The organism is Bradyrhizobium sp. B039 (assembly GCF_038965675.1).
GTDB lineage: Bacteria > Pseudomonadota > Alphaproteobacteria > Rhizobiales > Xanthobacteraceae > Bradyrhizobium > Bradyrhizobium diazoefficiens.
This window is the reverse complement of record NZ_CP152416.1, coordinates 7,104,684-7,128,794: the sequence shown is the minus strand read 5'-3', so window position 1 is coordinate 7,128,794 and position 24,111 is coordinate 7,104,684. Positions and strand designations below refer to the sequence as shown.

Annotated in this window: 24 protein-coding genes and 1 riboswitch; of the genes, 19 read left to right on the top strand and 5 right to left on the bottom strand. The window is 65.5% G+C overall.

Annotated elements, in window-relative coordinates:
* The first annotated feature begins 5 nt into the window (after window positions 1-5).
* Window positions 6-1,196: a mannonate dehydratase gene (gene uxuA, locus AAFG50_RS33820; protein ID WP_074076634.1), complete on the top strand. Its 1,191-nt coding sequence runs from the start codon at window positions 6-8 to the stop codon at window positions 1,194-1,196.
* Between the two features lie 47 nt (window positions 1,197-1,243).
* Here the strand turns inward: uxuA and AAFG50_RS33815 are convergent, their stop codons facing one another.
* The gene (locus tag AAFG50_RS33815; RefSeq protein ID WP_028174492.1) at window positions 1,244-2,182 is read right to left on the bottom strand and encodes a LysR family transcriptional regulator; all 939 of its coding nucleotides are present in this window, start codon (window positions 2,180-2,182) and stop codon (window positions 1,244-1,246) included.
* A 211-nt stretch (window positions 2,183-2,393) separates the two neighbouring features.
* Here AAFG50_RS33815 and AAFG50_RS33810 point away from each other — a divergent pair, with 211 nt between their 5' ends.
* The 6 genes from AAFG50_RS33810 (at window position 2,394) to AAFG50_RS33785 (ending at window position 8,305) form a co-directional block, all read left to right on the top strand.
* On the top strand, window positions 2,394-3,476 hold the full coding sequence (locus AAFG50_RS33810) for an ABC transporter ATP-binding protein (RefSeq protein WP_028174493.1): 1,083 nt from the start codon (window positions 2,394-2,396) through the stop codon (window positions 3,474-3,476).
* Between the two features lie 35 nt (window positions 3,477-3,511).
* Window positions 3,512-4,228, top strand: coding sequence for an HAD family hydrolase (locus tag AAFG50_RS33805; protein WP_028174494.1), 717 nt, complete (start codon window positions 3,512-3,514; stop codon window positions 4,226-4,228).
* 16 nt (window positions 4,229-4,244) lie between these two features.
* Window positions 4,245-5,552, top strand: coding sequence for an FAD-binding oxidoreductase (locus tag AAFG50_RS33800; RefSeq protein ID WP_028174495.1), 1,308 nt, complete (start codon window positions 4,245-4,247; stop codon window positions 5,550-5,552).
* A gap of 28 nt (window positions 5,553-5,580) precedes the next feature.
* Window positions 5,581-6,630, top strand: coding sequence for an ABC transporter substrate-binding protein (locus AAFG50_RS33795; RefSeq protein ID WP_028174496.1), 1,050 nt, complete (start codon window positions 5,581-5,583; stop codon window positions 6,628-6,630).
* An 80-nt stretch (window positions 6,631-6,710) separates the two neighbouring features.
* Window positions 6,711-7,523, top strand: coding sequence for an ABC transporter permease (locus AAFG50_RS33790; protein WP_039185875.1), 813 nt, complete (start codon window positions 6,711-6,713; stop codon window positions 7,521-7,523).
* The gene (locus AAFG50_RS33785) at window positions 7,520-8,305 is read left to right on the top strand and encodes an ABC transporter permease (protein ID WP_028174498.1); all 786 of its coding nucleotides are present in this window, start codon (window positions 7,520-7,522) and stop codon (window positions 8,303-8,305) included. The genes AAFG50_RS33790 and AAFG50_RS33785 overlap by 4 nt, the downstream gene beginning before the upstream one ends.
* 159 nt (window positions 8,306-8,464) lie before the next feature.
* Here AAFG50_RS33785 and AAFG50_RS33780 read toward each other — a convergent pair whose 3' ends face one another.
* Window positions 8,465-9,115, bottom strand: coding sequence for a TetR/AcrR family transcriptional regulator (locus AAFG50_RS33780; protein ID WP_028174499.1), 651 nt, complete (start codon window positions 9,113-9,115; stop codon window positions 8,465-8,467).
* A gap of 207 nt (window positions 9,116-9,322) precedes the next feature.
* On the opposite strand from AAFG50_RS33780, the gene AAFG50_RS33775 reads away from it, so the two are divergent.
* From AAFG50_RS33775 to AAFG50_RS33760, 4 genes are all read left to right on the top strand, one after another.
* Complete coding sequence (locus AAFG50_RS33775; protein WP_028174500.1) at window positions 9,323-10,663, top strand: MFS transporter; 1,341 nt, start codon at window positions 9,323-9,325, stop codon at window positions 10,661-10,663.
* A gap of 17 nt (window positions 10,664-10,680) precedes the next feature.
* Window positions 10,681-12,189 carry a carboxylesterase family protein gene (locus AAFG50_RS33770; RefSeq protein WP_028174501.1) on the top strand — a complete coding sequence of 503 codons (1,509 nt, stop codon included), beginning with the start codon at window positions 10,681-10,683 and terminating at the stop codon, window positions 12,187-12,189.
* 23 nt (window positions 12,190-12,212) lie between these two features.
* A riboswitch (SAM riboswitch) is annotated at window positions 12,213-12,291 on the top strand.
* 47 nt (window positions 12,292-12,338) lie between these two features.
* The gene (locus tag AAFG50_RS33765; protein WP_011089558.1) at window positions 12,339-13,085 is read left to right on the top strand and encodes a metallophosphoesterase family protein; all 747 of its coding nucleotides are present in this window, start codon (window positions 12,339-12,341) and stop codon (window positions 13,083-13,085) included.
* An 80-nt stretch (window positions 13,086-13,165) separates the two neighbouring features.
* A complete protein-coding gene (locus AAFG50_RS33760; protein WP_165448172.1) occupies window positions 13,166-13,324 on the top strand; it encodes a hypothetical protein in 159 nt (52 codons plus the stop codon).
* A 45-nt stretch (window positions 13,325-13,369) separates the two neighbouring features.
* Here AAFG50_RS33760 and AAFG50_RS33755 read toward each other — a convergent pair whose 3' ends face one another.
* Window positions 13,370-14,098: an aspartate/glutamate racemase family protein gene (locus tag AAFG50_RS33755; protein WP_028174502.1), complete on the bottom strand. Its 729-nt coding sequence runs from the start codon at window positions 14,096-14,098 to the stop codon at window positions 13,370-13,372.
* 215 nt (window positions 14,099-14,313) lie between these two features.
* Complete coding sequence (locus AAFG50_RS33750; protein ID WP_011089555.1) at window positions 14,314-15,150, bottom strand: transporter substrate-binding domain-containing protein; 837 nt, start codon at window positions 15,148-15,150, stop codon at window positions 14,314-14,316.
* Between the two features lie 112 nt (window positions 15,151-15,262).
* On the opposite strand from AAFG50_RS33750, the gene AAFG50_RS33745 reads away from it, so the two are divergent.
* The 8 genes from AAFG50_RS33745 (at window position 15,263) to AAFG50_RS33710 (ending at window position 23,118) form a co-directional block, all read left to right on the top strand.
* Window positions 15,263-16,180: an NAD(P)-dependent oxidoreductase gene (locus AAFG50_RS33745; RefSeq protein WP_028174503.1), complete on the top strand. Its 918-nt coding sequence runs from the start codon at window positions 15,263-15,265 to the stop codon at window positions 16,178-16,180.
* Between the two features lie 147 nt (window positions 16,181-16,327).
* Window positions 16,328-17,989: a thiamine pyrophosphate-binding protein gene (locus AAFG50_RS33740; protein WP_028174504.1), complete on the top strand. Its 1,662-nt coding sequence runs from the start codon at window positions 16,328-16,330 to the stop codon at window positions 17,987-17,989.
* Between the two features lie 3 nt (window positions 17,990-17,992).
* Window positions 17,993-19,258: an FAD-binding oxidoreductase gene (locus AAFG50_RS33735; RefSeq protein ID WP_028174505.1), complete on the top strand. Its 1,266-nt coding sequence runs from the start codon at window positions 17,993-17,995 to the stop codon at window positions 19,256-19,258.
* Window positions 19,259-19,267: 9 nt separating this feature from the next.
* On the top strand, window positions 19,268-20,011 hold the full coding sequence (locus AAFG50_RS33730) for an aspartate/glutamate racemase family protein (RefSeq protein WP_028174506.1): 744 nt from the start codon (window positions 19,268-19,270) through the stop codon (window positions 20,009-20,011).
* 120 nt (window positions 20,012-20,131) lie between these two features.
* On the top strand, window positions 20,132-20,821 hold the full coding sequence (locus AAFG50_RS33725; protein WP_231166568.1) for a GntR family transcriptional regulator: 690 nt from the start codon (window positions 20,132-20,134) through the stop codon (window positions 20,819-20,821).
* A 326-nt stretch (window positions 20,822-21,147) separates the two neighbouring features.
* Window positions 21,148-21,690, top strand: coding sequence for a thiamine pyrophosphate-binding protein (locus tag AAFG50_RS33720; protein ID WP_028174507.1), 543 nt, complete (start codon window positions 21,148-21,150; stop codon window positions 21,688-21,690).
* The gene (locus AAFG50_RS33715; RefSeq protein ID WP_028174508.1) at window positions 21,690-22,304 is read left to right on the top strand and encodes a thiamine pyrophosphate-dependent enzyme; all 615 of its coding nucleotides are present in this window, start codon (window positions 21,690-21,692) and stop codon (window positions 22,302-22,304) included. The genes AAFG50_RS33720 and AAFG50_RS33715 overlap by 1 nt, the downstream gene beginning before the upstream one ends.
* 34 nt (window positions 22,305-22,338) lie before the next feature.
* Complete coding sequence (locus AAFG50_RS33710) at window positions 22,339-23,118, top strand: SDR family oxidoreductase (RefSeq protein WP_028174509.1); 780 nt, start codon at window positions 22,339-22,341, stop codon at window positions 23,116-23,118.
* Between the two features lie 194 nt (window positions 23,119-23,312).
* Here AAFG50_RS33710 and AAFG50_RS33705 read toward each other — a convergent pair whose 3' ends face one another.
* The gene (locus AAFG50_RS33705) at window positions 23,313-24,107 is read right to left on the bottom strand and encodes an IclR family transcriptional regulator (protein ID WP_028174510.1); all 795 of its coding nucleotides are present in this window, start codon (window positions 24,105-24,107) and stop codon (window positions 23,313-23,315) included.
* Window positions 24,108-24,111: the final 4 nt, after the last annotated feature.

The window sequence follows — 24,111 nt, the reverse complement described above, 5'->3', positions numbered from 1 at the left end:
TCTCGATGATGTTGCAAGGATGGCGCTGGTACGGACCGGACGATCCGGTCTCGCTCGATGACGTCAGGCAGGCCGGGGCGACGGATATCGTCTCGGCGCTGCATCAGGTGCCGATCGGGGAGGCCTGGACGCGCAAGGCGGTCGAGGAGCGCAAGAACTTCATCGAGCGCGGCCAGCCCGGCCGCTCGCAACTGACGTGGTCGGTGGTGGAGTCGATTCCGATCCCTGACGACGTCAAGCGGCTCGGCGGTAAGGCGACGAAGTCGATTGAGGCGTGGATCGCGAGCCTTGAGGCCGTGGCCGCTTCCGGCATCAATATCATCTGCTACAATTTCATGCCCGTGGTCGACTGGTGCCGTACCGATCTGGAATGGGAGCTGCCGAACGGCGCCCGCGCCATGCGGTTCGACCAGGATCGCTTTGCCGCGTTCGAGCTGCACATCCTTAAGCGTCCGGCCGCCGCGCAGGAGTATTCACCGGAGCAGCAAGCGCGCGCGAAAACGCTGTTCGACCAGATGAGCCAGGCCGACATCGACTATCTCGTCATGGTCATCGCCAGCGCGCTGCCCGGCTCGACAACCGAGCCGATGACGATCCCGCAATTCCGCGACCGGCTCGAAACGTACCGCGATATCACGCCAAAAATCCTGCGACAGCATCTCGCCGAGTTTTTGGAGCGCGTCACCCCCGTTGCGGAACAGCTCGGCGTCTCGCTGACCCTGCATCCCGACGATCCGCCGCGTCCGCTGTTTGGACTACCGCGCATTGCCTCCTCGGCCGACGACTATCAGGCGCTGTTCGACGCCGTGCCGTCGAAGGCCAACGGCATCTGCCTGTGCACGGGCTCGCTCGGCGTGCGGCCCGAGAACAATCTGCCTGAAATGGCCGAGCGCTTCGGCCCGCGCATCGCGTTTGCGCATCTGCGCGCGACCAAGCGCGAGGCGGACGGCCTGTCATTCTACGAATCCGATCATCTCGACGGCGACGTCGACATAGTCGCCGTGCTCAAGGCGCTGCTGAAGGAGAACGCGCGGCGCTCGCCCGACAAAAGAATCGTGTTCCGCCCCGATCACGGCCACCGCATGCTGGACGATCTCGCCGCCACCAAGCGCACCAATCCCGGCTACACCGCGATCGGCCGCCTGCGCGGCCTCGCCGAGCTCCGCGGCGCCATCAGGGCGATCGAGCATCGGTGACGGCGTGGTGCGCTTCGCCTCTCCCCGATTGCGGGGAGAGGGGGCAACTAATAGCACGCGGCCATCGCGCCGAGTTTCGGATAGAGCTTGTCGATCGCGGCGATCTCGCTTTTCATCTGCGCGATGATCCAGTCGCGGATTTCAGTGGCGATGGGGCGCATCGGCCGGTTGCGCGGCGGCAGGAATTCGCAGATGCGGCGCGTGGTGGTGAGCGTGTCGGACGCCGGCACCAGCGCGCCGGTCAGGAGCCAGTGCGAAGCGACCGTCAGCCAGCCGAGCGCAATGCCCTGGCCGAGCAGGGCAGCCTGCATCACGACGGCATAGTCGGTGAAGCTCAGCGCCTTGGCCGCGCCGCGGCGCCCGGTGAGAAGCGAGGCGTAATCCGCGGCCCAGTCGCCCGGCGTCTCGGCGAGGCGGATGATGGTGTTGCCCTCGGCAGGATCGGTCTCGTCGAGATAGCTGGGGCTGCACATCGGCAGCATCACTTCCTTCATCACCAGCGTGCCGCCGGACGACGGCTCGTCGCGGTCGCGAAAGCGCATGCCGAGATCGACATTCTCCACCGGCCCGCGCAGCGCGCCGGAGATCAGCTGGAAGCGCAAATCGACCTCAGGAAACTGCCGCTGCAGCTTGTCGATGCGCGGCATCAGCCAATGCGTGGTGAAGGCGGAGGAGACCGACAGCGTCACCGTCTCGGTGCCCTTGCGCCGCCGTTCGATCTCGACGAGGCCGCTCTCGATGCTGCGAAAGCCTTCGAGCACACGGCGATAGAGCAACTCGCCTTCCTCGGTGAGCACCGCGCGGCCGGCCTTGCGGTCGAACAGGCGGACGCCGAGATGCTGCTCGAACTGACCGAGCATCCGGCTCACCGCGGGCTGCGTGACGTTCAATTCGGCGGCTGCCGCGGTGAAACTGCCATTGCGCGCTGCTGCGTCGAAGACGAACAGGGCGTTACTGGACGGCAGCATCCGGCGGAGCTCGGGCATAAGGTCATGTTATGAGCCGGGTGAGAATTTGGCAATTGCCGAGTTTTGCCAAGTCTGGTGTCATTCGCATGACAGCCTAAAGACAGGGGCTTCGAGCAAAGGATTGGTTGCAGTGCACGCTGCAACCAGGAGTGCTCCAAATCCCTGTCTATAAAGCAGGCTTATGGCGCGCAGTGAGGCACGCCGGCTCAGGACATGGCGAGGTCGATCGTTGGACAAACGAGCGGAAAGCGTCGAGATCAGGTCCGCAAGCAAGGCTTACGGCGCGGTTCGCGCCCTCGACGACGTGTCCCTCAATGTCGGCGCCGGTGAGTTCGTCTCCCTGCTCGGCCCGTCCGGTTCCGGCAAGACCACGCTGCTCGGCATCCTGGGCGGCTTCATCCTGCCATCCAGCGGCACCATCCTGTTCGGCGGCCGCGACGTCACTTACATGCCGCCGCACAAGCGCGACATCGGCGTCGTGTTCCAGAACTACGCGCTGTTCCCGCACATGAGCGTCGGCGAGAACGTCGCCTTCCCCCTGCGTGCGCGCCACCTGCCGAAAGCGAGCTGGCCCGAGAAGGTCCGCGCCGCGCTCGCGATGGTCGGCCTCGTCGGCTACGAGGAACGCGGCATCGCGCAGCTCTCCGGCGGCCAGCGCCAGCGCGTGGCGCTGGCACGCGCCATGATCTTCGAGCCGCGTCTGATCCTGATGGACGAGCCGCTATCCGCGCTCGACAAGCAGCTGCGCGAATCCATGCAGATCGAGCTGCGCGCGCTGCACCGGCGCATCGGCGCCACCATCATCTACGTCACCCATGACCAGCGCGAGGCGCTGACCATGAGCGACCGCGTCGCCGTGATGAAGGACGGCCGGCTTATCCAGATCGACGAGCCCGCGCGCCTGCACGACCATCCCGCCGATTCCTTCGTCGCAAGCTTCATCGGCGAGGCGACGATGTTGCCAGTCCGCCGCGTCGATGCCTCCAGCGTGGCGCTCGGCAGCGCCCTGTTGCGCAGTGCCCGCGCCATTCCCGACGGCGACGCCCTGATGCTGGCCGTGCACAGCGAGAAGCTGCTGATCGACGACGGCGCGCAGGATGCCGCCTGCAACCGGCTCAGCGGCACCGTCACCGACATCGTCTACCAGGGCGAGAGCCTGCGCATCTTCCTGGCGCTCGAAGGCGGCGTCGCGCTCAGCCTGCGCCAGCCGAGCTACCATCAGGCCTACAGCCGGATCCCGCCGCTCGGCGGCAGCCTCACCGTCACCCTCCACCCCGAGGACACCATCGTCGTGCCCAGGGTAGGGGACTGAATCCAGCCTAGTCCAACCCGAGAGAAGAGACCAACATGTCGTCCCAAGCCGCGTTCAGCAATTTCAAGGTCCTCACCTTCGACGTCGTCGGCACCTTGATCGATTTCGAGGCCGGCGTGCTCTCCGCGGTGCGCAAGATCTCGGGCAAGTCGCCGGCCGAGCTCAGCGACGAGCAGATCTTCGAGCCGTACAAGCGCGGCCGCGACAGGCACTATGAGCGCTCCAGCGAGGCGATGTTCCACGTCTATCGCCATCTCGCCAAGGAGCTCGGATTGCCTTCCGACGATGCGTGCTGCGACGTCTTCCAGCTGTCGGTGCTGCGCTGGGGGCCGTTCGCGGACTCGGTCGAGGCCCTGAAGCGCCTGCGCACGAAATTCCGCCTCGTGGCGATGACCAATGCGGATCGCGTCGCGCTGTCCTGTTACGCGCACGCGCTCGGCAATCCCTTCGACGACACCGTTTGCGCCGACGACACCGGCGTCGCCAAGCCGAACCCGGAGTTCTTCGCCTACAACAAGGGTCGCCAATCGGCCTTCGGCTACAAGCAGTCCGACATCCTCCACGTCGCGCAGAGCCAGTACCACGACATCGGGATCGCTCGGAAGCTCGGCTACAAGGTGTGCTGGATCGAGCGCCGCCAGGGCATCGCGGGCTTCGGCGGCACGCCGGCGGTGGAGACGCTGACCAAGCCGGACTTCCATTTCCCGACGTTGAAGGCACTTGCCGACGCGGCGATCGGGCCGGCGGCCTAAATCGGTGAGCGCGGGCATGACACGGGACTGGAGCGCGCTGCCATCGGCCAACTCGCTGTGGGAAGCCACGGCGGAACCGGCGCGCGCGTTTCCGGTGCTGTCGGGCGAGAGCCAGGCGGACGTGGTGATCATCGGTGCGGGCTATACCGGCCTCTCCGCCGCGCACCACATCGCCAAGAGCGGCCTGTCGCCGATCGTGCTCGAGGCTAACCGCCCCGGCTGGGGCGCGAGCGGGCGCAATGGCGGGGTGATCACCGCAAAGTTCCGCCTCTCGTTTCGCGAGATTGACGCCGTGCACGGCCGCGCCATGGCGCGGCGCATGTACGAGATCGCGCATGAATCCACCGACATCGTCGAGGAGCTGGTGTCCGAGTTCGGCATCAGCAGCGCCGCGTTGACGCGCGCCGGCCAGGTCAAGGCGGCGCATAACGAGACGACCTTGAGGGCTGCGATCGACGAAGCCAACTGGATGACGCGCGAGATGGGCGATGTGGAGGTCCGCATCCTCGACAAGCGCGGCGTGCGCGAGGAGACCGGCTCCGACATCTTCGTCGGCGGCGTGCTCAATCCCGGCTCCGGCGGCATTCATCCGCTGAACTATCTGCGCGGTCTCGCCGACGGCGTGGCACGCCGCGGTGTCCCGATCTTCCAGGAATCGCCGGTGCTCAAGCTGAGGCGAGAGCAGGGCGGCATCGTCGCGGAGACGCCGCAGGGCGCGGTGCGGGCGAAGCAGGCCATCATCGCCACCAACAGCTACTCGGACCTCACCGGCGCCACCGCGCAGATGCAGCGCACGCTGATCCCGTTCCGCAGCGCCATCATTGCGACCGACAAGCTGCCGCGCAATCTCGCCGGAAAACTGATGCCGACGGGGCGCACCTACACCGAGACCAAGCGCATGATGCGCTGGTTCCGCATGGTCGACAACCGCGTCATTTTTGGCGGCCGCGGCGCCTTCGGCAAGCAGGACTCCGAAGCCGCGTTCGACGCCTTGCGCAAGGCGATGGTCGGCATCTTTCCCGATCTCACTGAGGTGCCGCTCGCCTACAAATGGTCGGGCCTCGTCGCCATGACGCTGGACTCGGTGCCGCATATCGGCCGGCTCGACGACCGCACGCTGTTCTCGATGGGCTACAACGGCGCGGGCGTTGCGATGTCGAGCCTGATGGGGCGCTACCTTGCTGCCTTCGTGCGCGGTGAGACGCCGGATGTCGGCCTGCTCGACGCGCGGCGCATGAAGGCGATTCCGTTCTATCCGCTGCGCGAGCCGGCCGTGCGCATGGTCGCCGGCTGGTACCAGTTTCTCGATGCGATCGGTCAGTGAAATCACTTTGGCGATGGAGGAGGCGAGGATGACGACGAAACAGAATTCCGCATTGGGCTACGCCCTGTTGGGCGCGATCGCGTTTGGCGGCACGGCGGCAAGCGCAGCCGAGCAGATCACCTTCGTCTCGCAAGGCGGCGCCTATCAGGCGGCGCAGACGGTGGCGATCCTCGATCCCTCCGCCAAAAAGCTCGGCATCACCATCAACCAGGATTCCATCCCCGACGCCTGGCCCGCGATCAAGACGCAGGTCGGCAGCGGCAAGCCGATCTGGGATGTCGTGGACACGCCAACCGGCTATTGCCTGCGCGGTGGCGAGCAGGGGCTGATCGAGAAGCTCGACTTCTCGAAGATCCCGAACGCCGCGGCGATGCCGGAGGCCTATCGCAGCCCTTATTCGGTGTCCTACGAGTTCTATTCCAGCGTGCTGGCCTACAGCCAGAAGACCTTCCCGAAGGACGCGCCGAACAGCTGGGTCGATTTCTGGGACGTCAAGAAATTCCCCGGCCGCCGCGCGCTGCGCAATCACCCCATCGCCACGCTCGAGGCGGCGCTGATGGCCGACGGTGTCGCGCCCGACAAGCTCTACCCGCTCGACGTCGATCGCGCCTTCAAGAAGCTGGAGGAGATCAAGCCGCACATCACGGTGTGGTGGACCTCGGGCGCGCAGTCGGCACAGCTCCTCAACGATGGCGAGGTCGACATGGAGATGGCCTGGAACGGCCGCGTCAGCGCGGTGGCCAAGGAGGGCGCCAAGGTGTCCTTCACCTACAACCAGGGCATCCTTCAGAGCACCTCGCTCTGTATCCTCAAGGGCGCGCCGAATCTCGAGACCGCGGTGAAATTTCTCAACGAGGCCGTCGATCCCGTGCACCAGGCCAATCTGCCGCTGCATATCGACTACGGTCCGGGTAATCCCAAGGCGTTCGAGACCAATGTGATCAAGCCCGAGCGCGCGGCGCAATTGCCGAGCGAGCCGGCCAACGCGGCCAAGCAGGCGCTGATGTCCTACGCCTGGTGGTCCTCGCCGGCCGGCGAGGCGGCCGAGAAGCGCTGGGCCTCGTTCATGCAGAAGTAGACGAAGAGCGAAGCGAGGCAGCGTTGACGATATCAGTGCCAGATCCCTCCCAAAAGCATCAGCGTCGCGAGCACGGCCTGATGCTGGCATTGGTGTCGCCGGCGCTGCTGGTGATCCTGGCTCTGATCGTGCTGCCGGTCGGCTGGCTCGTCTTGCAGTCGGTCTACCATGACGGCTTCACGCTGGAGAGCTATCGCCGCGTCTTCACCGAGGACATTTACTGGCGCAGCTTCGCGCTGACCTTCGAGATCAGCCTCGCGGTCACCGGAATCGCGCTGCTGCTCGGCTATCCCGTGGCCTATCTTGCCAACTCTGTCCCGAAAGGGTGGAGCATCCTCATCCTCTCGCTGGTCGTGCTGCCGTTCTGGACCAGCGTGCTGGTCCGCGCCTATGCGTGGCTCGCGCTGCTCCAGCGCACCGGCGTGATCAACCAGTTCCTGCGCTATCTCGATGTGATCTCCGAGCCGCTCGCGCTGGTCCACAACACCTTCGGCACGGTGGTGGCAACCGTGCACATCCTGCTGCCGTTCATGGTGCTGCCGCTCTATGCCACCATGCAGAAGATCCCCGGCGACCTGATGCAGGCCGGCGCCAGCCTGGGGGCGAGCCCGTCGCTCACTTTCGTCCGTGTCTTCCTGCCGCTGTCGCTGCCGGGCGTGCTCGCCGGCTGCACCATGGTGTTCGTGCTCTGCCTCGGCTTCTACATCACGCCGGAGTTGCTCGGCGGCGGCCGCACCGTGATGGTGTCGATGCTGGTGAGCCGCAATGTCGAGCTCTACAACCAGTTCGGGGCTGCGAGCGCCGTCGCGGTGGTGCTGCTCGTCAGCGTGCTCCTGATCTTCCTCGTCGTCAGCCGCTTCATTTCGCTCGATCGCATATTGGGGCAGAAATGACGCGATTGTCCCCCGCACGGATGGCCCTGTACGTGATCAGCGCGCTGGTGCTGGTCTATCTGATCCTGCCGGTGCTGATCATCGCGCCGATCTCCTTCTCCAGCGCGCGCTTCTTGACCTTCCCACCGCCGTCCTTCTCGCTGCGCTGGTACCAGCAGTATTTTTCAAACCCGGCCTGGATGCAGGCGACGCGGGTGACGCTGACGGTCGCGCTGCTGACCGTTCTGATCGCGACGCCGCTCGGGGTTGCCGCCGCCTACGCCATCAGCCAGTCCAAGCTGCGCATCATGCGCCTCATCCACATGATGCTGCTGCTGCCGCTGGTGGTGCCGATCATCATCACCGCGGTCGGCATCTTCTTCGTCTATGCCAAGGTCGGCCTGGTCGCGACCCTGCCGGGCCTCGTGCTCGCCAATGTGATGCTGGGCCTGCCATACGTCATCATTTCGGTGCTCGCGGGCTTGCAGAGCTTCGATCCGGCGCAGGAGATGGTGGCGCGCAGCCTCGGCATGAACCGCCTGCGCAGCTTCTTCGCGGTGACGCTGCCGCAGATCAAGTCCAGCGTGGTGGCCGGCGGCATCTTCGCCTTCATCTCGGCGATGGACGAGACCATCGTTGCGCTGTTCATTTCCGGCGGGCAGTACCAGCCGCTGACCAAGCGCATGTTCACCGCGCTCCGCGACGAGATCGACCCGACCATTGCCGCGATCTCGACGTTGATGACGGCGGCCTCCTTCATGCTGGTGCTGCTGGCGAGCACGCGGGGGAAGCGGAGCGGGTGATTCTTGTTCGTCGTCCTGGCGAAAGCCAGGACCCATTATCCCAGGGAGATGTTGCCGCACGAGCTGGTAACCCCGAGTTTTCGCCAAACTGCGTTCGGTGGTTATGGGTCCTGGCCTTCGCCAGGACGACACGGAATATTTGGCGCTATTCTCGCCGCTTTACCCCTTCGCCCCCAGCCACGCCAAAATCATCTCCACGATCTGCGTCCGACTCCTCGCCAGCATCCTGGGTTCGCTCAGGTCGCGGTCGAACAGGGCGCCGAAGGTGTGGCGGTTGGCGACGCGGAAGAAGCAGTAGGAACTGATGGCCAGGTGCAGGTCGATGGCGTCGACGTCGTCGCGGAAGACGCCCTCAGTGCGGCCGCGCTCGAGGATGCCGTCGAGCGTCGCGATCACGCTGGCGTTGAGCTGGCGCAGTTGCAGGTTCTGCTTCAGGTGCTTGCCGTGATGGATGTTCTCGATTGAGACGAGGCGGATGAAGTTCGGGTTGCGCTCGTCGTGGTCGAAGGTCGCCTCGATCAGCCGGCGCAATCCCTCGCGCGCATCGCAGCTTTCGATGTCGAGCTGATCCTCCAGCGCGCGGATGCTGCGATAGGCCTCCTCCAGCACCGCGAGGTAGAGCTGCTCCTTGCCGCCGAAATAATAGTAGATCATCCGCTTCGACGTGCGCGTGCGGGCCGCGATCGCATCGACGCGGGCGCCGGAATAGCCCTCCGAGGCGAATTCGGCCATCGCCACTTCGAGGATGTCGCGCTTGGTGCGCTCGGGGTCGTTGGTGCGCTTCGATGGGGGCGGCATGCGCTCGAGCATCACTGTTTCTCCCGCCAGTTTCCACGGATCACCTTGAAGGTGAAGGCAAATTTCACCCGTCCGTGCCTTGATCCAACGCGTATTGCATAAACGTACTAGTTCGTACATTATCCCTCCAAACCACGGTTGCGGCAACCAGAACCACAAAACGCGCGCGCGGCGGACCGCCTGACGCGAGCCGCGCCGGACACATGGGGAGGACTTGCAATGACGTTGACGTCAACCGCATCGCTGCACGCGTCATCCGCAGCGGAGGCAACACCGGGCAAGCTGCCGAAGCGCGCCGCGCTGGTCAGCTTCGTCGGCAGCATGCTCGAATACTACGACTTCTTCATCTACGGCACCGCGGCCGCGCTGATCTTTCCAAAAGTGTTCTTCGCCAATGTCGATCCCTCGACCGGGACACTGCTCGCGCTCCTCAGCTTCGGCATCGGCTACATCGCGCGCCCCGTCGGCGCCGTCATCCTCGGCCATTTCGGCGACCGCATTGGTCGCAAGACGGTGCTGCTGTTCACACTGGTACTGATGGGTGGCTCGACGCTTGCGATCGGCCTGTTGCCGGATGCCAAGGCGATCGGCAATGCCGCGCCCGTCATCCTGACGCTGCTTCGCCTGTTACAGGGCCTCTCGGCCGCCGGCGAGCAGAGCGGGGCGAACTCGCTGACGCTGGAGCATTCGGCCAACTCCAACCGCGCCTTCTTCACGAGCTGGACCCTGAGCGGCACCCAGGCCGGTGCGATCCTGGCGACGCTGGTATTCATTCCGGTATCGAGCCTGCCGGAGGACCAGCTTCTGAGCTGGGGCTGGCGCGTTCCGTTCCTGCTTTCCGCTCTGGTGCTGCTGGTCGCCTACGTGGTGCGGCGGACCATGCCGGAAACGCCCGTGTTCGAAGACATCAAGGGCAAGGCGCAAGTTGCGCGCTTCCCCGTCGTCGCCCTGCTGCGCGACTACTGGCCCGACGTGCTGCGCGTCATCGTCTGCGCGCTGATCGCGACCGTGAGCACGATGACCGCCGTGTTCGCGCTCGGCTATGTCACCAGCAAGTTCGGCGTCGCGCGCCCGACCATGCTGTGGGCCGGCGTGCTCGGCAACGTCACGGCGCTGCTCACCCAGCCGCTCTGGGCCCTGCTCGCCGACAAGATCGGCCGCAAGCCGGTGTTCATCGGCGGCGTGCTCGGCTGCGCGGTGCTGCTGTTCCCGTACTTCATGCTGGTGACGTCAGGCAACACGATCGCGATCTTCGCCGCCGCGATGATCCTGTCCGGCATCGTCTACGCCGCGCCGAACGCGATCTGGCCGTCGTTCTACGCCGAGATGTTCGAGGCGCGCGTGCGCTATTCCGGCACCGCGATCGGCACGCAGCTCGGCTTTCTCGTCGCCGGCTTCACGCCGCTGGTGAGCGCGAGCCTGGTCGGGGAGGGGCCGAACGGCTGGGTCCCCGTCGCGATCTTCGTCGCCTGCTGCTGCGTGATCTCGGCAGCCGCTGCGGCGACGGCGCGCGAAACCCACACCGTCGACATCGCCGATCTCGGCAAGCGGCGCGCTTGAGTGAAGACGAGGCACGCATGCTGACCAGCGCAGTTCAGACCACGAGTGGCCCCGTCGTCGGCACCACGCAGGCCGGTATGCGTGCCTTCAAGGGCGTGCCGTTCGCAACCGCGCCGCGCTTTGCCAAGGCAATGCCGCCGAAAGCGTGGACGGAGCCGCTCCGCTGCACGGGCTACGGTGCTTACGCGCCGCAGCCGGGCCATCTCGATCATGCGGACGAGGCTGCCTGTCTCAGCCTGAACATCTGGACGCCGGCAGAGGCCGATCGGCCGCTGCCGGTGCTGGTCTTCATCCATGGCGGCGCCTTCGTCACCGGCGGCGGCGCCGACTATGACGGCGCATTCCTCGCCGCGCACGGTCCGGCGGTGATCGTCACCATCAACTACCGGCTCGGCCCGCTCGGATTCCTGCAATTGCATCGCCTTGGGCTCGGCGAGGCCAACAACCTCGCGATCTCGGATTCGCTCGCCGCGCTCGGCTGGGTGCGCGCCAATATCGCGGATTTCGGCGGCGATCCTGACGCGATCACGCTGTCCGGCCAGTCGGCCGGCGCCTCGATGGTGATCGCGCTCGCAACCCTGCCGCAGGCCAGAGGCAAGTTCATTCGCGCCCTCGCGCTCAGCGCGCCCGGGCGGAACATCATGAGCGCCGATCATGCCGACGACGTTGCACGCCGCGTGCTTGCCGAGCTCGAATTAGCGCACGACCCAACCGCGATTGCCTCTTTGCCACTGCCAAAGCTCTTCGCGGCGGTGGAGCGCGTCAGTCGCAGGCTTGCGGACGAGACCGAACAAGGCACCGTGTTCGGCCCGGTGCTCGACGGAATCGTGATTCCGCGCGAGCCGCGGGACGTCTTCGCCGAAGGAACCTTGCGCGACATTCCGCTCTGGCTCGGCTCCTGCCGCGACGAGATGGTGATGTTCCTGAAGAGCACGCCGCCGGCCGCGATGATCCGCACCACCGAACGACAAGTGCGCGCCGCAGTCGGCGATGCCGGCTGGCAACGTCTGCTGGCGTATTACCGCGCCACAGCGCGCGTCGACGAGGATCCGTACGAGGCGCTGCTGTCCGACGCGTTCTGGCATCGCCCCATGGCAGATCTTGCGCGGCTTCATGCCGCGGCTGGCGGCGCGGTGTGGCTGAGCCGGTTCGACCATCGCCCGGCGCTGGAGCCGTTCCTGTCGCAGGGGCCGACCCACGGTGCCGACAATGCCTGCCTCTGGGCGCACCCGCCGGATTTCATCGACCGCCCGATCCTGAAGCGCAAGGGCGGGCCGATGACGCCCGAGGATATCGAGGTCGCCGCGCGGTTTCAGGCAAGCGTGCTGCGCTTCGTCACATCCGGCGCGCCCGACATCGCGGAAGCCTGGCCGCGGTTCGAGCCGGCCAAGGAGCCGCTCGCAATCTTCGGCCAGCCGTTCCACATTGTGCCTCTCAATGAAGGCGTGCGCTCCCGCCTGTGGGCGGAGCTATCGGCCCAACGCGGCGCGCCGCAGGCTCCGGCCGCGCGAGCGAAGATCGGTTGATCGCAGCACCTTGGTCATGTAAGCGTTCGTCCAGCGCCGATTTGATCCTCAGCTTGCGGGCGCTTCTAAAAATGCAGCTAAAGAGACCCGCTATCCCTGCATCGTCCCGCATTGGGTGAATCGTCGGCCATCTCGAATGGAGAGGCCAAGTGAAATTTGCTGCCATCGCGGATGTGCACGGAAATCGTCCGGCGCTCGAAGCCGTCCTTGCGGACATTGCTGCGCTCGGCATCAACGAGGTCGTGAACCTGGGCGACCATGTTAGCGGTCCGCTCGAAGCGGCCCGAACGGCTGACCTGCTGATGGAGCGAGGCTTTCCGTCCATCAAGGGCGATCAGGACCGCATTCTCGTGGAGCTGTGGCAGGCCGGCACATCGGCGCGCAGCGATTTCCGAGAGCTCGAACGCAAGCATTTCGAGTGGATGGCAAGCATGCCGTCCACGCTCATGTATAGGGGGCGGGCGTTCCTGTGCCATGGATCGCCAGGGAATGATGCTGCGTTCTGGCTCGACCACATCGCGGGCGACGGCTGCCCGCGTCCGAGCCGGATTGATTCTATTGAGGCCGGCGCCGAGGGGATCGACGCCGAGATCATCCTGTGCGCACACACGCACATTCCGCGCGTGGTGCGTCTGAAGGATGGCCGGCTGGTCGTCAATCCCGGCAGCGTTGGATTGCCCGGTTACGACGGGAAGATGCCCGTTCCCTACGTGGTCGAGGTCGGCACCCCTCATGCGTGTTACGCAATTCTGGAGCATGCCAACAGAGGCTGGTCCGCGACGCTCCGCTACGTGGCCTACGACACCACGGCCATGGCAGCATTGGCGCGGGCCAGGGGAATGCTCACCTGGGCGAGCGCGATTGCAACGGGCTGGGTGCAGCGGGATCACCTGTAATCTGCTTCACACGCGAATGCGCCGAGTAACGCTAGATGAAGTGAGGCCTCGCTTCCGCGCGGCCCGCTTCGGAGCTGGCGATGATTGCTGCACTGGCAAGAGCAATATCCCGCGCGACGGGAACCAATGTCGATGTCGAGACTCTGAAAGTCGTCGTCATATTCTCGGGAGCGGGCCTGCTGCTCTCACTCGTTGCTGCAATGATCTACGGACAGGCTGTCAACGCCGCCTTATTTTAGGCTCCTGCGCGTTCATCGCGCGCCTCGCCGCCTGTCCCGGCTGGTTCAGCGCAGGAACGGCACGGGATGGGCCGCGCGATGGAAGAAGTTGATCAGGGTGTTGATGTCGAACACCGGCAGACCCGACACCTCGGCGACGTCCCGCGAGAATGGGCACATGTTGGTGCACTCGAACAGGATCGCGCCGGGATTTTTGCAGGACGCCATGAAGGCTTCCGTCATCTCGATCATCTCGGCGCGCAGCACGTCAGTGTCCAGCTCTTCGCGGCCGAGAATGTAGGTTGCGGGAAACTGCGCATCGGGCTTCATGCCCTGGATTTGAACGAGAATGTCGTCCGGCGACCAGCCGACGCCGCGGAAGTGCCCTTCGTTCATGTGGTGGCCGCGTTCGGTGAAGATGCCGATGACCTTGCCGGGCGGGAGCATGGCGTGGATCAGCGGCGCCTGGATCAGGCTCGAGGTGAAGACCGGGATGTTCACGGCAGCCGCGAGCTGCTTCTGGAACGGCGCGAGGAAGTCGCAACTCGTCGTTATCGCTTTGACGCCGTCGGCTTCCAATTCGCGGGCCGCGGCGATGAACGGCTCGAGCAGGGTCGGATCGGGCTGGTCGCCCATGATCCTTGTGGCGTGCGCGCCGCGCACGATCTTGTAGCGCACCGGGAAGTCGTAGGAGAGCGCGTTGCCGATGTCGCCGCGCGGGCGCGGGAAGCGGGTATCGAGCATCAGAATGCCGATCGTCTCGCCGTAATTCGTGAAGCCGCCGCGGAGTTTCATGGTTCGTCCCACCGATTCGGGATGGTCGTGGCCGGCAGTCTAATGCGTTTCGTGAAACCGGCTGAGGAGGGACTTCCGCCGTTCGCTGCGCGGCTGGCGGATCATCTCCTCTGGCGTACCGATCCCGGCCATGACGCCATCATTCATGAAGCCGACGCGGGCTCCGGTACGGCTTGAGCACCGCGAATCCCCAGACATACATCGCGGATTGGCGCTCAGAACTGCACTTCGCCGGGAATGTCGTCCGCGCCGAGACCTACGGCTTCGAAACCCTTCAACATCCATTCGCGGGTCTGGCCCAGCGAGCGGTTGTAGTCGGCCCAGGCGCTGAGGAAGTCCTTGTAGCGCCGGTCGCTTTCGGCGCGGATGCCCATGTTGGTCGGCAGCGTGAGCAGCGGACGTGGCACCGCGAGCTCACCGAGCGTCGGGTTCTTCTTCAAGGTCGCGACCGAAAGCACCGCCAGCGAAATGTTGCAGTCCGCGCGTCCGGTTGCGACGGCGAGGATCGCCTCGTTGCGCTCCTTGAAGCCGAGGATCGTCGCCTTCGGGCAATAGCGGCGCGCGATCGTCTCGTGGGTCGAGCCGATGTCGACGGCGATCTTGACCTCGGGCTTGTTCAGCTCGGCCCAGGTTTGCGGCTTGGCAAAACCCTTCTTGGTGATGACGGTGAAGGAGTGCACCAGGATGGGCGTGGAAAAGTCGATGACCAGCGAGCGCTCCGGTGTCGGGTTCACGGCGAAGGCAAGGTCGATCTTCTCGGCCTGGAGATCCAGGATCTGGTTGCCCCAGGTCGATTCCAGCGTCTCGACCTTGGCACCGAGCTTGCCGGCGATGTCGTTCGCCATGTCGATGCAGGCGCCCGACCATTGATTGGTGGTGAGGTCCTTGTGGAAGTAAGGATCCTGGCCGGCGATGACGGCGATCCGCAGCACGCCGCTCTTCTTGATCCGTTCGAGCGTCGAGCCCGGCGCGGTGTCGGCCTTGGCCGAACCGGTTGCGGCGATCGCGGCTCCGGCGAGGGCGACAGTGGTGAGTGCATCCCTGCGATTCATGGCAGTCTCCTGGGCAGTCGCTTCTGGACATTCGAACCCGGCGTCTGGACTATTTCTGTATTCAGATTAAAATGCAATACGGTATTTTAAACTGGACAGGAAAGACAGGCCCGTGCGCGCTCTCTTCGTCGATGCCAATGACACCCTTGCCGCGGTGACCGAGAAACTGCTGCGCGGGGACAGCCTTCCGGTCGGCATCAACCGCAACCCCGCGATCACTCCCGACGACCTGCCACGCCTTCTTGACGGTGTGGAGATCATGATCGTCGACCATACCGCGGTGCCGACGGCGATTGCCGCGAAATGTCCTGCCTTGAAGCACGTCGTCTTCCTCGGCACCGGCGCGCGCAGCTACATGAATCCGGAGGAGCTGGGCCAGCGCGGCATCTCGGTTCACACCATCAAGGGCTATGGCGACACCGCCGTCGCCGAATGCGCGATCGCCCTGATGTGGGCCTCTGCAAAGAGCTTCGGAGAGATGGATCGCGGCATGCGCGAGGGCAATTGGCTGCGTCGCGATGCGCTGCAGCTCACCGGCAAGACGCTCGGCCTGATCGGCTTCGGCGGCATCGCGGCGGAAGCCGCGCGCATGGCGCTTGGCTGCGGCATGAAGGTGATCGCCTGGAACAGATCGCCGAAGACGCATCCGGGCGTCGAATTCGTCCCGCTGGAGAAGCTCCTCGCGGACAGCCACGTCGTCTCGCTGCATCTGCTCCTCAACGACGAGACCAAGGGTTTCCTGTCGCGCGAGCGCATCGGGATGATGCGCCCGGGCAGCATCCTGATCAACACCGCGCGCGGCGCCGTGGTCGACGAGGAGGCGATGTGCGATGCGCTGCGTTCGGGCCACATCGCCCATGCCGGCCTCGACGTCTTCACCGTCGAGCCGCTGCCCCCGGGCCATCCGCTGACCAAACTGCCGAACGTGACGCTCTCGGCGCATTCGGCGTTCCGCACGCCGGAGGCGAGCGATAACCTGATCGGCGCGGCGCTGGATCATTGCCGCCGCATCATCGCGAATGGGCGGTAGTGCAAACAGCAGGGGCGGGCATGACGCCTGCGCAGGGAGCGGGAAGCCTTTCGATCTTGCACCTCCTGTTGGCCTGTCCTACGCCACCTGCGAACGAAATTTCCGCGAGGCGCTCGAGCGTGTCGCCAAAGCCTGCAGGGAGCTGTCATGACCATTCGTAACACCCGCACCGGGGGCCAGATCCTGATCGATCAGCTCGTTGCCCAAGGCGTCGAGCGCGTTACCTGCGTGCCGGGCGAGAGCTATCTGGCGGCGCTCGACGCACTGCATGACAGCCCGATCGACGTCATGATCTGCCGCGCCGAAGGCGGCGCCGCGATGATGGCGGAGGCCTATGGCAAGCTCACGGGGCGTCCGGGCGTCTGCTTCGTCACCCGCGGCCCCGGCGCGACCAATGCCAGCCACGGCGTCCACATCGCGATGCAGGATTCGACGCCGATGATCCTGTTCGTCGGCCAAGTCGATACCGGCATGCGCGAGCGCGAGGCGTTCCAGGAGCTCGACTACAAGGCCGTGTTCGGCACCATGGCGAAATGGGCGGTCGAGATCGATCGCCCCGACCGCATTCCGGAACTGGTCGCGCGCGCCTTCCGCGTCGCGATGCAGGGCCGTCCGGGCCCCGTGGTGATCTCGCTGCCGGAGAACATGCTGACCGAGACCGCCGCCGTCGCCGATGCCATGCGCATCGAGCCGGCGGTGAGCTGGCCCGCGCCCGCGGACATTGAGCGTGTCAGCGCCATGCTCGCGAGCGCCAAGGCGCCGCTCGTCATTCTCGGCGGCTCGCGCTGGACCGATGAGGCGACCAGGAGCATTGCGCGCTTTGCCGAGCGGTTCGACCTGCCGGTGGCGACCTCGTTCCGCCGAGCCTCGCTGATCGACGCCGACCATTCGCATTATGCCGGCGATCTCGGCATCGGGCCGAGCCCGGGCCTGAAGGCGCGCATCGACGGCGCCGATGTCGTTCTGCTCATCGGCGGCCGCATGTCGGAGATGCCGTCCTCGTCCTACACGCTGCTCGACATTCCGACCCCGCAGCAGAAGCTGATCCACGTGCATCCGGGCTCCGAGGAGCTCGGCCGCGTCTATCAGCCGGCGCTCGCGATCCAGGCGACGCCCGCCGCGTTCGCCGCGGCCGTCGAGACGCTGAAGCCCTCCGGGGCGGTTGCCTGGAAGGGCGAGGCGGCCAAGGCGCATGCCGATTACCTCGCCTGGACCGAGAAGGCGCGCGAGCTGCCGGGCACGTTCCAGTACGGCCAGGTCATGACCTGGCTGCGCGACCGGCTGCCGAAGGACGCGATCGTCTGCAACGGCGCCGGCAATTATGCCGGCTGGATCCATCGCCATCACCGCTTCCACAGTTTTGCCTCCCAGCTCGCCCCGACCTCGGGCTCGATGGGGTACGGCGTGCCGGCGGCGGTGCTGGCAAAGCGCCAATATCCGGATCGCACCGTCGTTGCCTTTGCCGGCGACGGCTGCTTCCTGATGAACGGGCAGGAGTTTGCGACCGCCGTGCAGTACGACGCGCCGCTCGTCGTCATCGTCGTCGACAATTCGCAATACGGCACCATCCGCATGCACCAGGAGCGCGACTATCCCGGCCGCGTCGTCGGCACTCAGCTCAAGAACCCGGACTTTGCGATGTACGCCAAGGCGTTCGGCGGCCACGGCGAGCGCGTCGAGCGCACCGAGGAGTTCGCGCCGGCGTTCGAGCGCGCGCTGGCTTCGGGCAAGCCGTCGATCCTCCACTGCATCATCGATCCGCGCGCGATCTCGGTCGGCAAGGATTTTGTGCCGTCGGTGAAGGCGTAAGCGATGTCCGAAGGCCGCCACGTCGCCATCATCGGAGCCGGCGCGGTCGGTGTGATCAGCGCCATCGAGGCGCTGCGCGAGGGCCATCGCGTCACGCTGATCGATCCCGGCGAGCCCGGTGGCGAACAGGCGGCGAGCTACGGCAACGCCGGCTGGCTCTCCTCGCATTCGGTGATTCCGCCGGCCGAACCTGGCATCTGGAAGAAGGTGCCGTTCTATCTGATGGACCCGCTCGGCCCGCTCGCGATCCGCTGGTCGTATTTGCCGAAGGCGCTGCCCTGGCTGATCAAGTACCTGCTCTCGGGCTGGACCGAGGCGCGCGTGGAAAAGACCGCCTTCGAGCTCCGCGATCTCCTGAAGGACGCGCCGCTGCTGCACCGTAAGCTCGCGGAAGAAGCCGGTGTCCCCGAATTGGTCGAGCGCAACGGCGTGATGCATGTCTTCCCGTCGCGCGGCAACTTTGACCACGATCTCGGCTGGCGCCTGCGCAAGCGTGTCGGGGTCGAGTGGCTGGAGCTCAATGCCGACGAGATGCGTCAGCGCGAGCCGGACCTGCATCCGCGCTACAGCTTTGGCGTGGTGGTGGAAGAAGCCGGCCGCTGCCGCGATCCCGGCGCTTACGTTGCAGCATTGGCCAATCACGCGTTGGCCAGCGGCGCGAAGCTCGTGCGCGCCAAGGCGACGGGGCTGAAGCTGTCCGGCGACAAGCTTATTGCTGTCGTCACCGAGACCGGCGAGATTGCTTGCGATGCTGCGGTGGTCGCCGCCGGCGCCAGATCGAAGCAGCTCACCGCGTCCGTCGGCGATTCACTGCCGCTCGAGACCGAGCGCGGCTATCACGTCATGATCGAAAATCCCGAGTCCGGTCCGCGCAGCTCGATGATGGCGTCCGACGCGAAAATGGTCGTGAACTGGACCAACAAAGGCCTGCGCGCCGCGGGCACCGTCGAGATCGCCGGCCTCGAGGCCGCGCCGAACTGGAAGCGCGCCGAGATCTTGCGCGACCATCTCTTCAGCATGTTCCCGAAACTTCCGAGGGACATTCCGGCCTCGCGCATCAAGACTTGGTTCGGTCATCGTCCCAGCATGCCGGACGGACTGCCCTGCATCGGCCACGCGCGCGCCTCGCGCGACATCGTCTATGCCTTCGGCCATGGCCATGTCGGCCTGGTCGGCTCGGCCCGCACCGGGCGTCTCGTCGCCCAGCTTCTGAGCGGCAAGCAGCCCGAGATTCCGCTCGCGCCGTTTTCGCCCACTCGCTTCCTCTGAGGTCGCACCATGACCACTCCTGCCAGCTCATCCTCCCGCATCGCCCGTGGCGGCAAGGCCATCTATGGCGCGCCGCTCGGTATCCTGATGCTGGAAGCGCGCTTTCCGCGCATTCCCGGCGACATGGGCAACGGCACGACCTGGCCGTTCCCCGTGCTCTATCGCGTGGTGAACGGCGCCTCGCCGGAGAAAGTAGTGCTGAAGGGTGCGGCCGGCCTGCTGCCTGATTTCATCGACGCGGCCAAGGACCTGGTGCGGCTTGGTGCGGAGGCCATCACCACCAATTGCGGTTTCCTCTCGCTGTTCCAGAAGGAGATCGCGGCGGCCGTCGGCGTGCCGGTTGCGACCTCGTCGCTGATGCAGGTGCCGTGGGTGCAGGCGACCTTGCCGCCCGGCAAGCGCGTCGGCCTCGTCACGGTGTCGGGCTCGACGTTGACGTCGGCGCATCTCGAAGGTGCCGGCGTGCCGCTCGACACGCCGCTGGTCGGCACCGAGAACGGCAAGGAATTTTTCCGCGTCCTGATCAAGGCCGAGAAGGACGACATGGACGTCGGCTTGGCCGAGCGCGACGTGGTCGAGGCGGGCAAGCTGCTGGTCGCAAAGAACCCCGACGTCGGCGCCATCGTGCTCGAATGCACCAACATGCCGCCTTATGCGGCGGCGTTGCAGGCCGAGGTCGGGCTGCCGGTCTATGATATCTATTCCATGATCACCTGGTTTCATGCTGGACTGCGCCCGCGCGTCTTCGCCTGATTCCGGGTGTCGTAAAGCTCTGAACAAACGCTGCTAAGCTGTCCTTTGCATTGCAATCGTCTTCACAGCCCCGGTATATTGGGCTGTGTTCGGGCATGAATGCAGCTTATGAAAAGCAACGTGGAACTGGCTTCCGATAGCATCGTCGATCGCGTCTATGAGCAGCTCAAGGCGATGGCCGTGAGCTACGAGTTCAAGCCGGGCGAACGGCTCAACGAAGGCGAGCTGGCAAAACGCCTCGGCGTCAGCCGCACGCCGCTGCGCGAGGCGCTCAACCGTCTCAACACCGAAGGTTTCCTGCGCTTCACGCCGGGCAAGGGCTTCTTCTGCCGCGAGCTCGACGCACACGAGATCTTCGATCTCTACGAGCTGCGCAAGTCGATCGAGGTCGCTTCGGTGCGTCTCGCCATCAAGCGCGCCAAGGACGAGGATATCGACGCGCTCCTGAAATTTCTCGAGGCAACCGGTCCCGATCCCGGAGAGCGCTCCTCCGTGGAGCTGGTCGAGCTGGATGAGACCTTTCACGAACGGCTGATGGCGATGTCGAACAACGCCGAGATGCTGCGCGTGCTGCGCAACGTCAACGCCCGCATCCGCTTCGTGCGCTGGATCGACATGGACCGCGTCAACCGCTCCAACACGCAAGCCGAGCACCGCGCCGTCGTCGAAGGGTTGAAGGCGCGCAATGAGGAGGCCTGCGTCTCCGTGCTGGAGAAGCACATCGACCGCCGCCTCGACCGCATCACGTCTGCGATCAAGGAAGGCTACGCGCAAATTTACATGCCGGCCGCGAGGTCGGCGGCGAATTGAGCAGCAAGCCTCGATGATGGTGCCCTCCCTTCTCCCCTTGTGGGAGAAGGTGGCGCGAAGCGCCGGATGAGGGGTATCTCTCCGGGAATTACAAACGCGCATGAGTGCGCGGAGACAAACCCCTCACCCAAGTGAGCTCGCGTCAACCTGCGGTGATGCCCTCTCCCACAGGGGGAGAGGGCGCAGCAATGCGCATCGCGCTCGTATTAGATTCATCCGAAAGAGCGTCAGCTATACAATCCGTCGATACCAGATCGTGCCAGACGGTCAGAGCTTTCGCGCGCGAACGTCGCTAGTTTGCCGCTCGAATTTCACGGAGACAAGCGGTGCACAGCCCTCAACCTCATCTCGAAACGCGGACCAGTGACGATTGGCCGTCCGAGCTCTATCGCGTCCTGAAGGCCGTCGACGTCAGGCAGATGTCATACGTCCCGGATGCCGGCCACAGCCAGCTCATCCGCATGTTCTCGGCCGACCGCGATGTCACCACCAACGTGCTGACGACGGAAGAGGAGGGCGTCGCGATTGCCGCGGGCGCCTGGCTCGGCGGCCAGCGCAGCGTGCTGCTGATGCAGTCGAGCGGGGTCGGCAATTGCATCAACATGCTCTCGCTCTCGGCGATCGGCCGCTTTCCGCTGCTGATGCTGGTGACGATGCGCGGCGAATGGGCCGAGTTCAATCCCTGGCAGGTGCCGATGAGCCGGGCCACGCAGCCCTCGCTGGAGGCGATCGGGCTGAAGGTGATGCGCGCGGAGACGCCGGAGGATCTGGTCGAGACGGTCGAATCGGCGGCATCGCTTGCCTACGATTGCGATCAGCAAATCGCAGTGCTGATCGGGCAGCGCCTGATCGGCAAGAAGAAGTGGTGATGTCAATGCAAGCTCAACTCGATCGCCGTGCCGCTGTCGCTGCGCTTCTCAGGAACCGCAAGGACTCGCTGGTCGTCGCCGGTCTCGGCTCCCCGACCTATGATCTTCATTCCGTCGGCGACCACGATGGCAATTTTTATCTCTGGGGCGCGATGGGCGGCGCCGCGCTGATCGGGCTTGGACTGGCGCAGGCGCAGCCCGGAAAGCGCGTTCTCGCTTTGACCGGCGACGGCGAGCAATTGATGGGCCTCGGGGGTCTCGCCACCATTGGCGTCGCGCGCCCGCGCAATCTCGACATCGTCGTGATCGACAACCAGCATTTCGGCGAGACCGGGATGCAGGCGAGCCACACCGGGCGCGGCGTCGATCTCACGTCCATCGCCATGGCCTGCGGCTTTGCCGCGACCGGAACCGCGCGGACAATCGCCGAGGTGGAACGTCTCGCCGCGCAGATCGCCTCCCCGGGCGAGGGGCCGCGACTCTTCGTCATCAAAGTGCTGGCGGAAAATCCGCCGCGCTCGCTGCCCTCGCGCGATGCCGTCTTTATCAAGAACCGGTTCCGTGCTCATCTCGGATTTGCGGCGGCCCGAGCCGGGTACCTGACCCGGCGATAGCCTGCTGTCCAAGCAGCTACTCTGGAGTGAGACCATGAAACTATCCGGCAAGGTCGCCGCCATCACCGGCGCGGCACGCGGCATCGGCAAGGCCTGCGCGAAGAGATTCCTGGACGACGGCGTCAAGGTCGTGATCTCGGACGTTGATGCCGAGGGCCTCGCCGCGACGGCCGCCGAGCTTGGGCGGCCGGATGCCTTGCGCGCCGTCGTCGGCAACGTCGCCAAGCGCGCCGACGTCGACCAGCTCGTTGCGACCGCCGTGAAGGAGTTCGGCCGGCTCGACATCATGGTCAACAATGCCGGCGTCGCCCGCAACCGGGACATCCTCGAGATCTCCGAAGAGGAATTCGACGAAATCATCGGCATCAATCTGAAAGGCGCCTTCTTCGGCGTGCAGGCGGCTGCCAGGCAGATGATCGCGCAGGGCGGCGGCGGGGTCATCATCAACATGTCCTCGGTGAACGCGCTGCTGGCGATCCCTGCGCTTGCGACCTACGCGATGTCGAAGGGCGGCATGAAGCAGCTGACCTCGGTCGCCGCGGTCGCGCTGGCCCCGCACAACATTCGTGTCGTCGCGGTCGGGCCGGGCACGATCCTGACCGACATGGTGGCCTCCGCGATCTACACGTCCGAGGATGCGCGCAAGACCGTGCTGTCGCGTACACCGATCGGCCGCGGCGGCGAGCCGAGCGAAGTGGCCTCTGTTGTTGCGTTCCTGGCGAGCGACGATGCGTCCTACATCACGGGGCAGACGATCTATCCCGATGGCGGCCGGTTGATTCTGAACTACACGGTGCCGGTGAAGGAGAAGTAGGGGGCGGGCGGCATCGCGAGCGGAGGACGAAGCAGTCGGCGATGTCTTCGATGTCGTCCTGGCGAAAGCCAGGACCCATTACCCCAGAAAGATATTTGGCGAAAACTCGACGTTCGGTACGACGACCAACCGCGCTCGATAGATCACGCGGTATGGGTCCTGGCTTTCGCCAGGACGACTCGGAGAACTATCGCTCACTCCGCCGCGATCGTCATCCCGTAGCCAAGCCGCTTCGAAATCCCGCCGGCGCAGTCGCGCAAGGCATGCGCGATCGGGCTGTCCCAGCGGGCATCGAACGTGCCTTCCGGCCCCATCGCGGTGATGACCAGCGCGACATGGCCGGCGTGATCGAACACTGGTGCCGAGAACGCATTGACGCCGGGCAGGGGATCGCCCAGCGCGCGGGCGAGGCCGTGCTTGCGGACCTCGGTGAGCATGTCGGCGACCTTCGCGCCTTTCACCGCCCGCTTCGGATTGTAACCGACGCCGTGACGGTCGAGGCCGCTTTCGAGCGCGGCATTGACGGTCTTCTCCGGCAGGAAGGCCGCAAAGGCGCGGCCGGTTGCGGTCTCCAGCAGCGCCATCACCGAGCCGGCCCGCATCACGATGTGCACGGGCTGACCCGGCTCTTCGAGCTGCACCACGGTCGGACCATGCGTGCCCCAGACGGCCAGCGAGACCGCATGGCCGATCTGGCTCGCAAGCGCCGCGATCTTTGGTCCGGCGATCCGCACGCCGGAGAGGCGGCGCAGGCTGATGAGGCCGAGCTCCAGCGCCAGCGCGCCGATCTCGTAGCGGCCGGTGGTCTCGTCCTGCTCGATCAGCCCGATGCGCGAGAAACTGGCGAGATAGGGATGCGCCTTGGCCGGCGTCATGCCGGCCTCGCGTGCGAGATCGCGCAGCATCATCGGCTCGCCGCTGCGGGCGAGGGCGCGGAGCAGTTCTCCGCCGACCTCGATCGACTGGATGCCGCGGCTTTCTCTCTTCATGCGC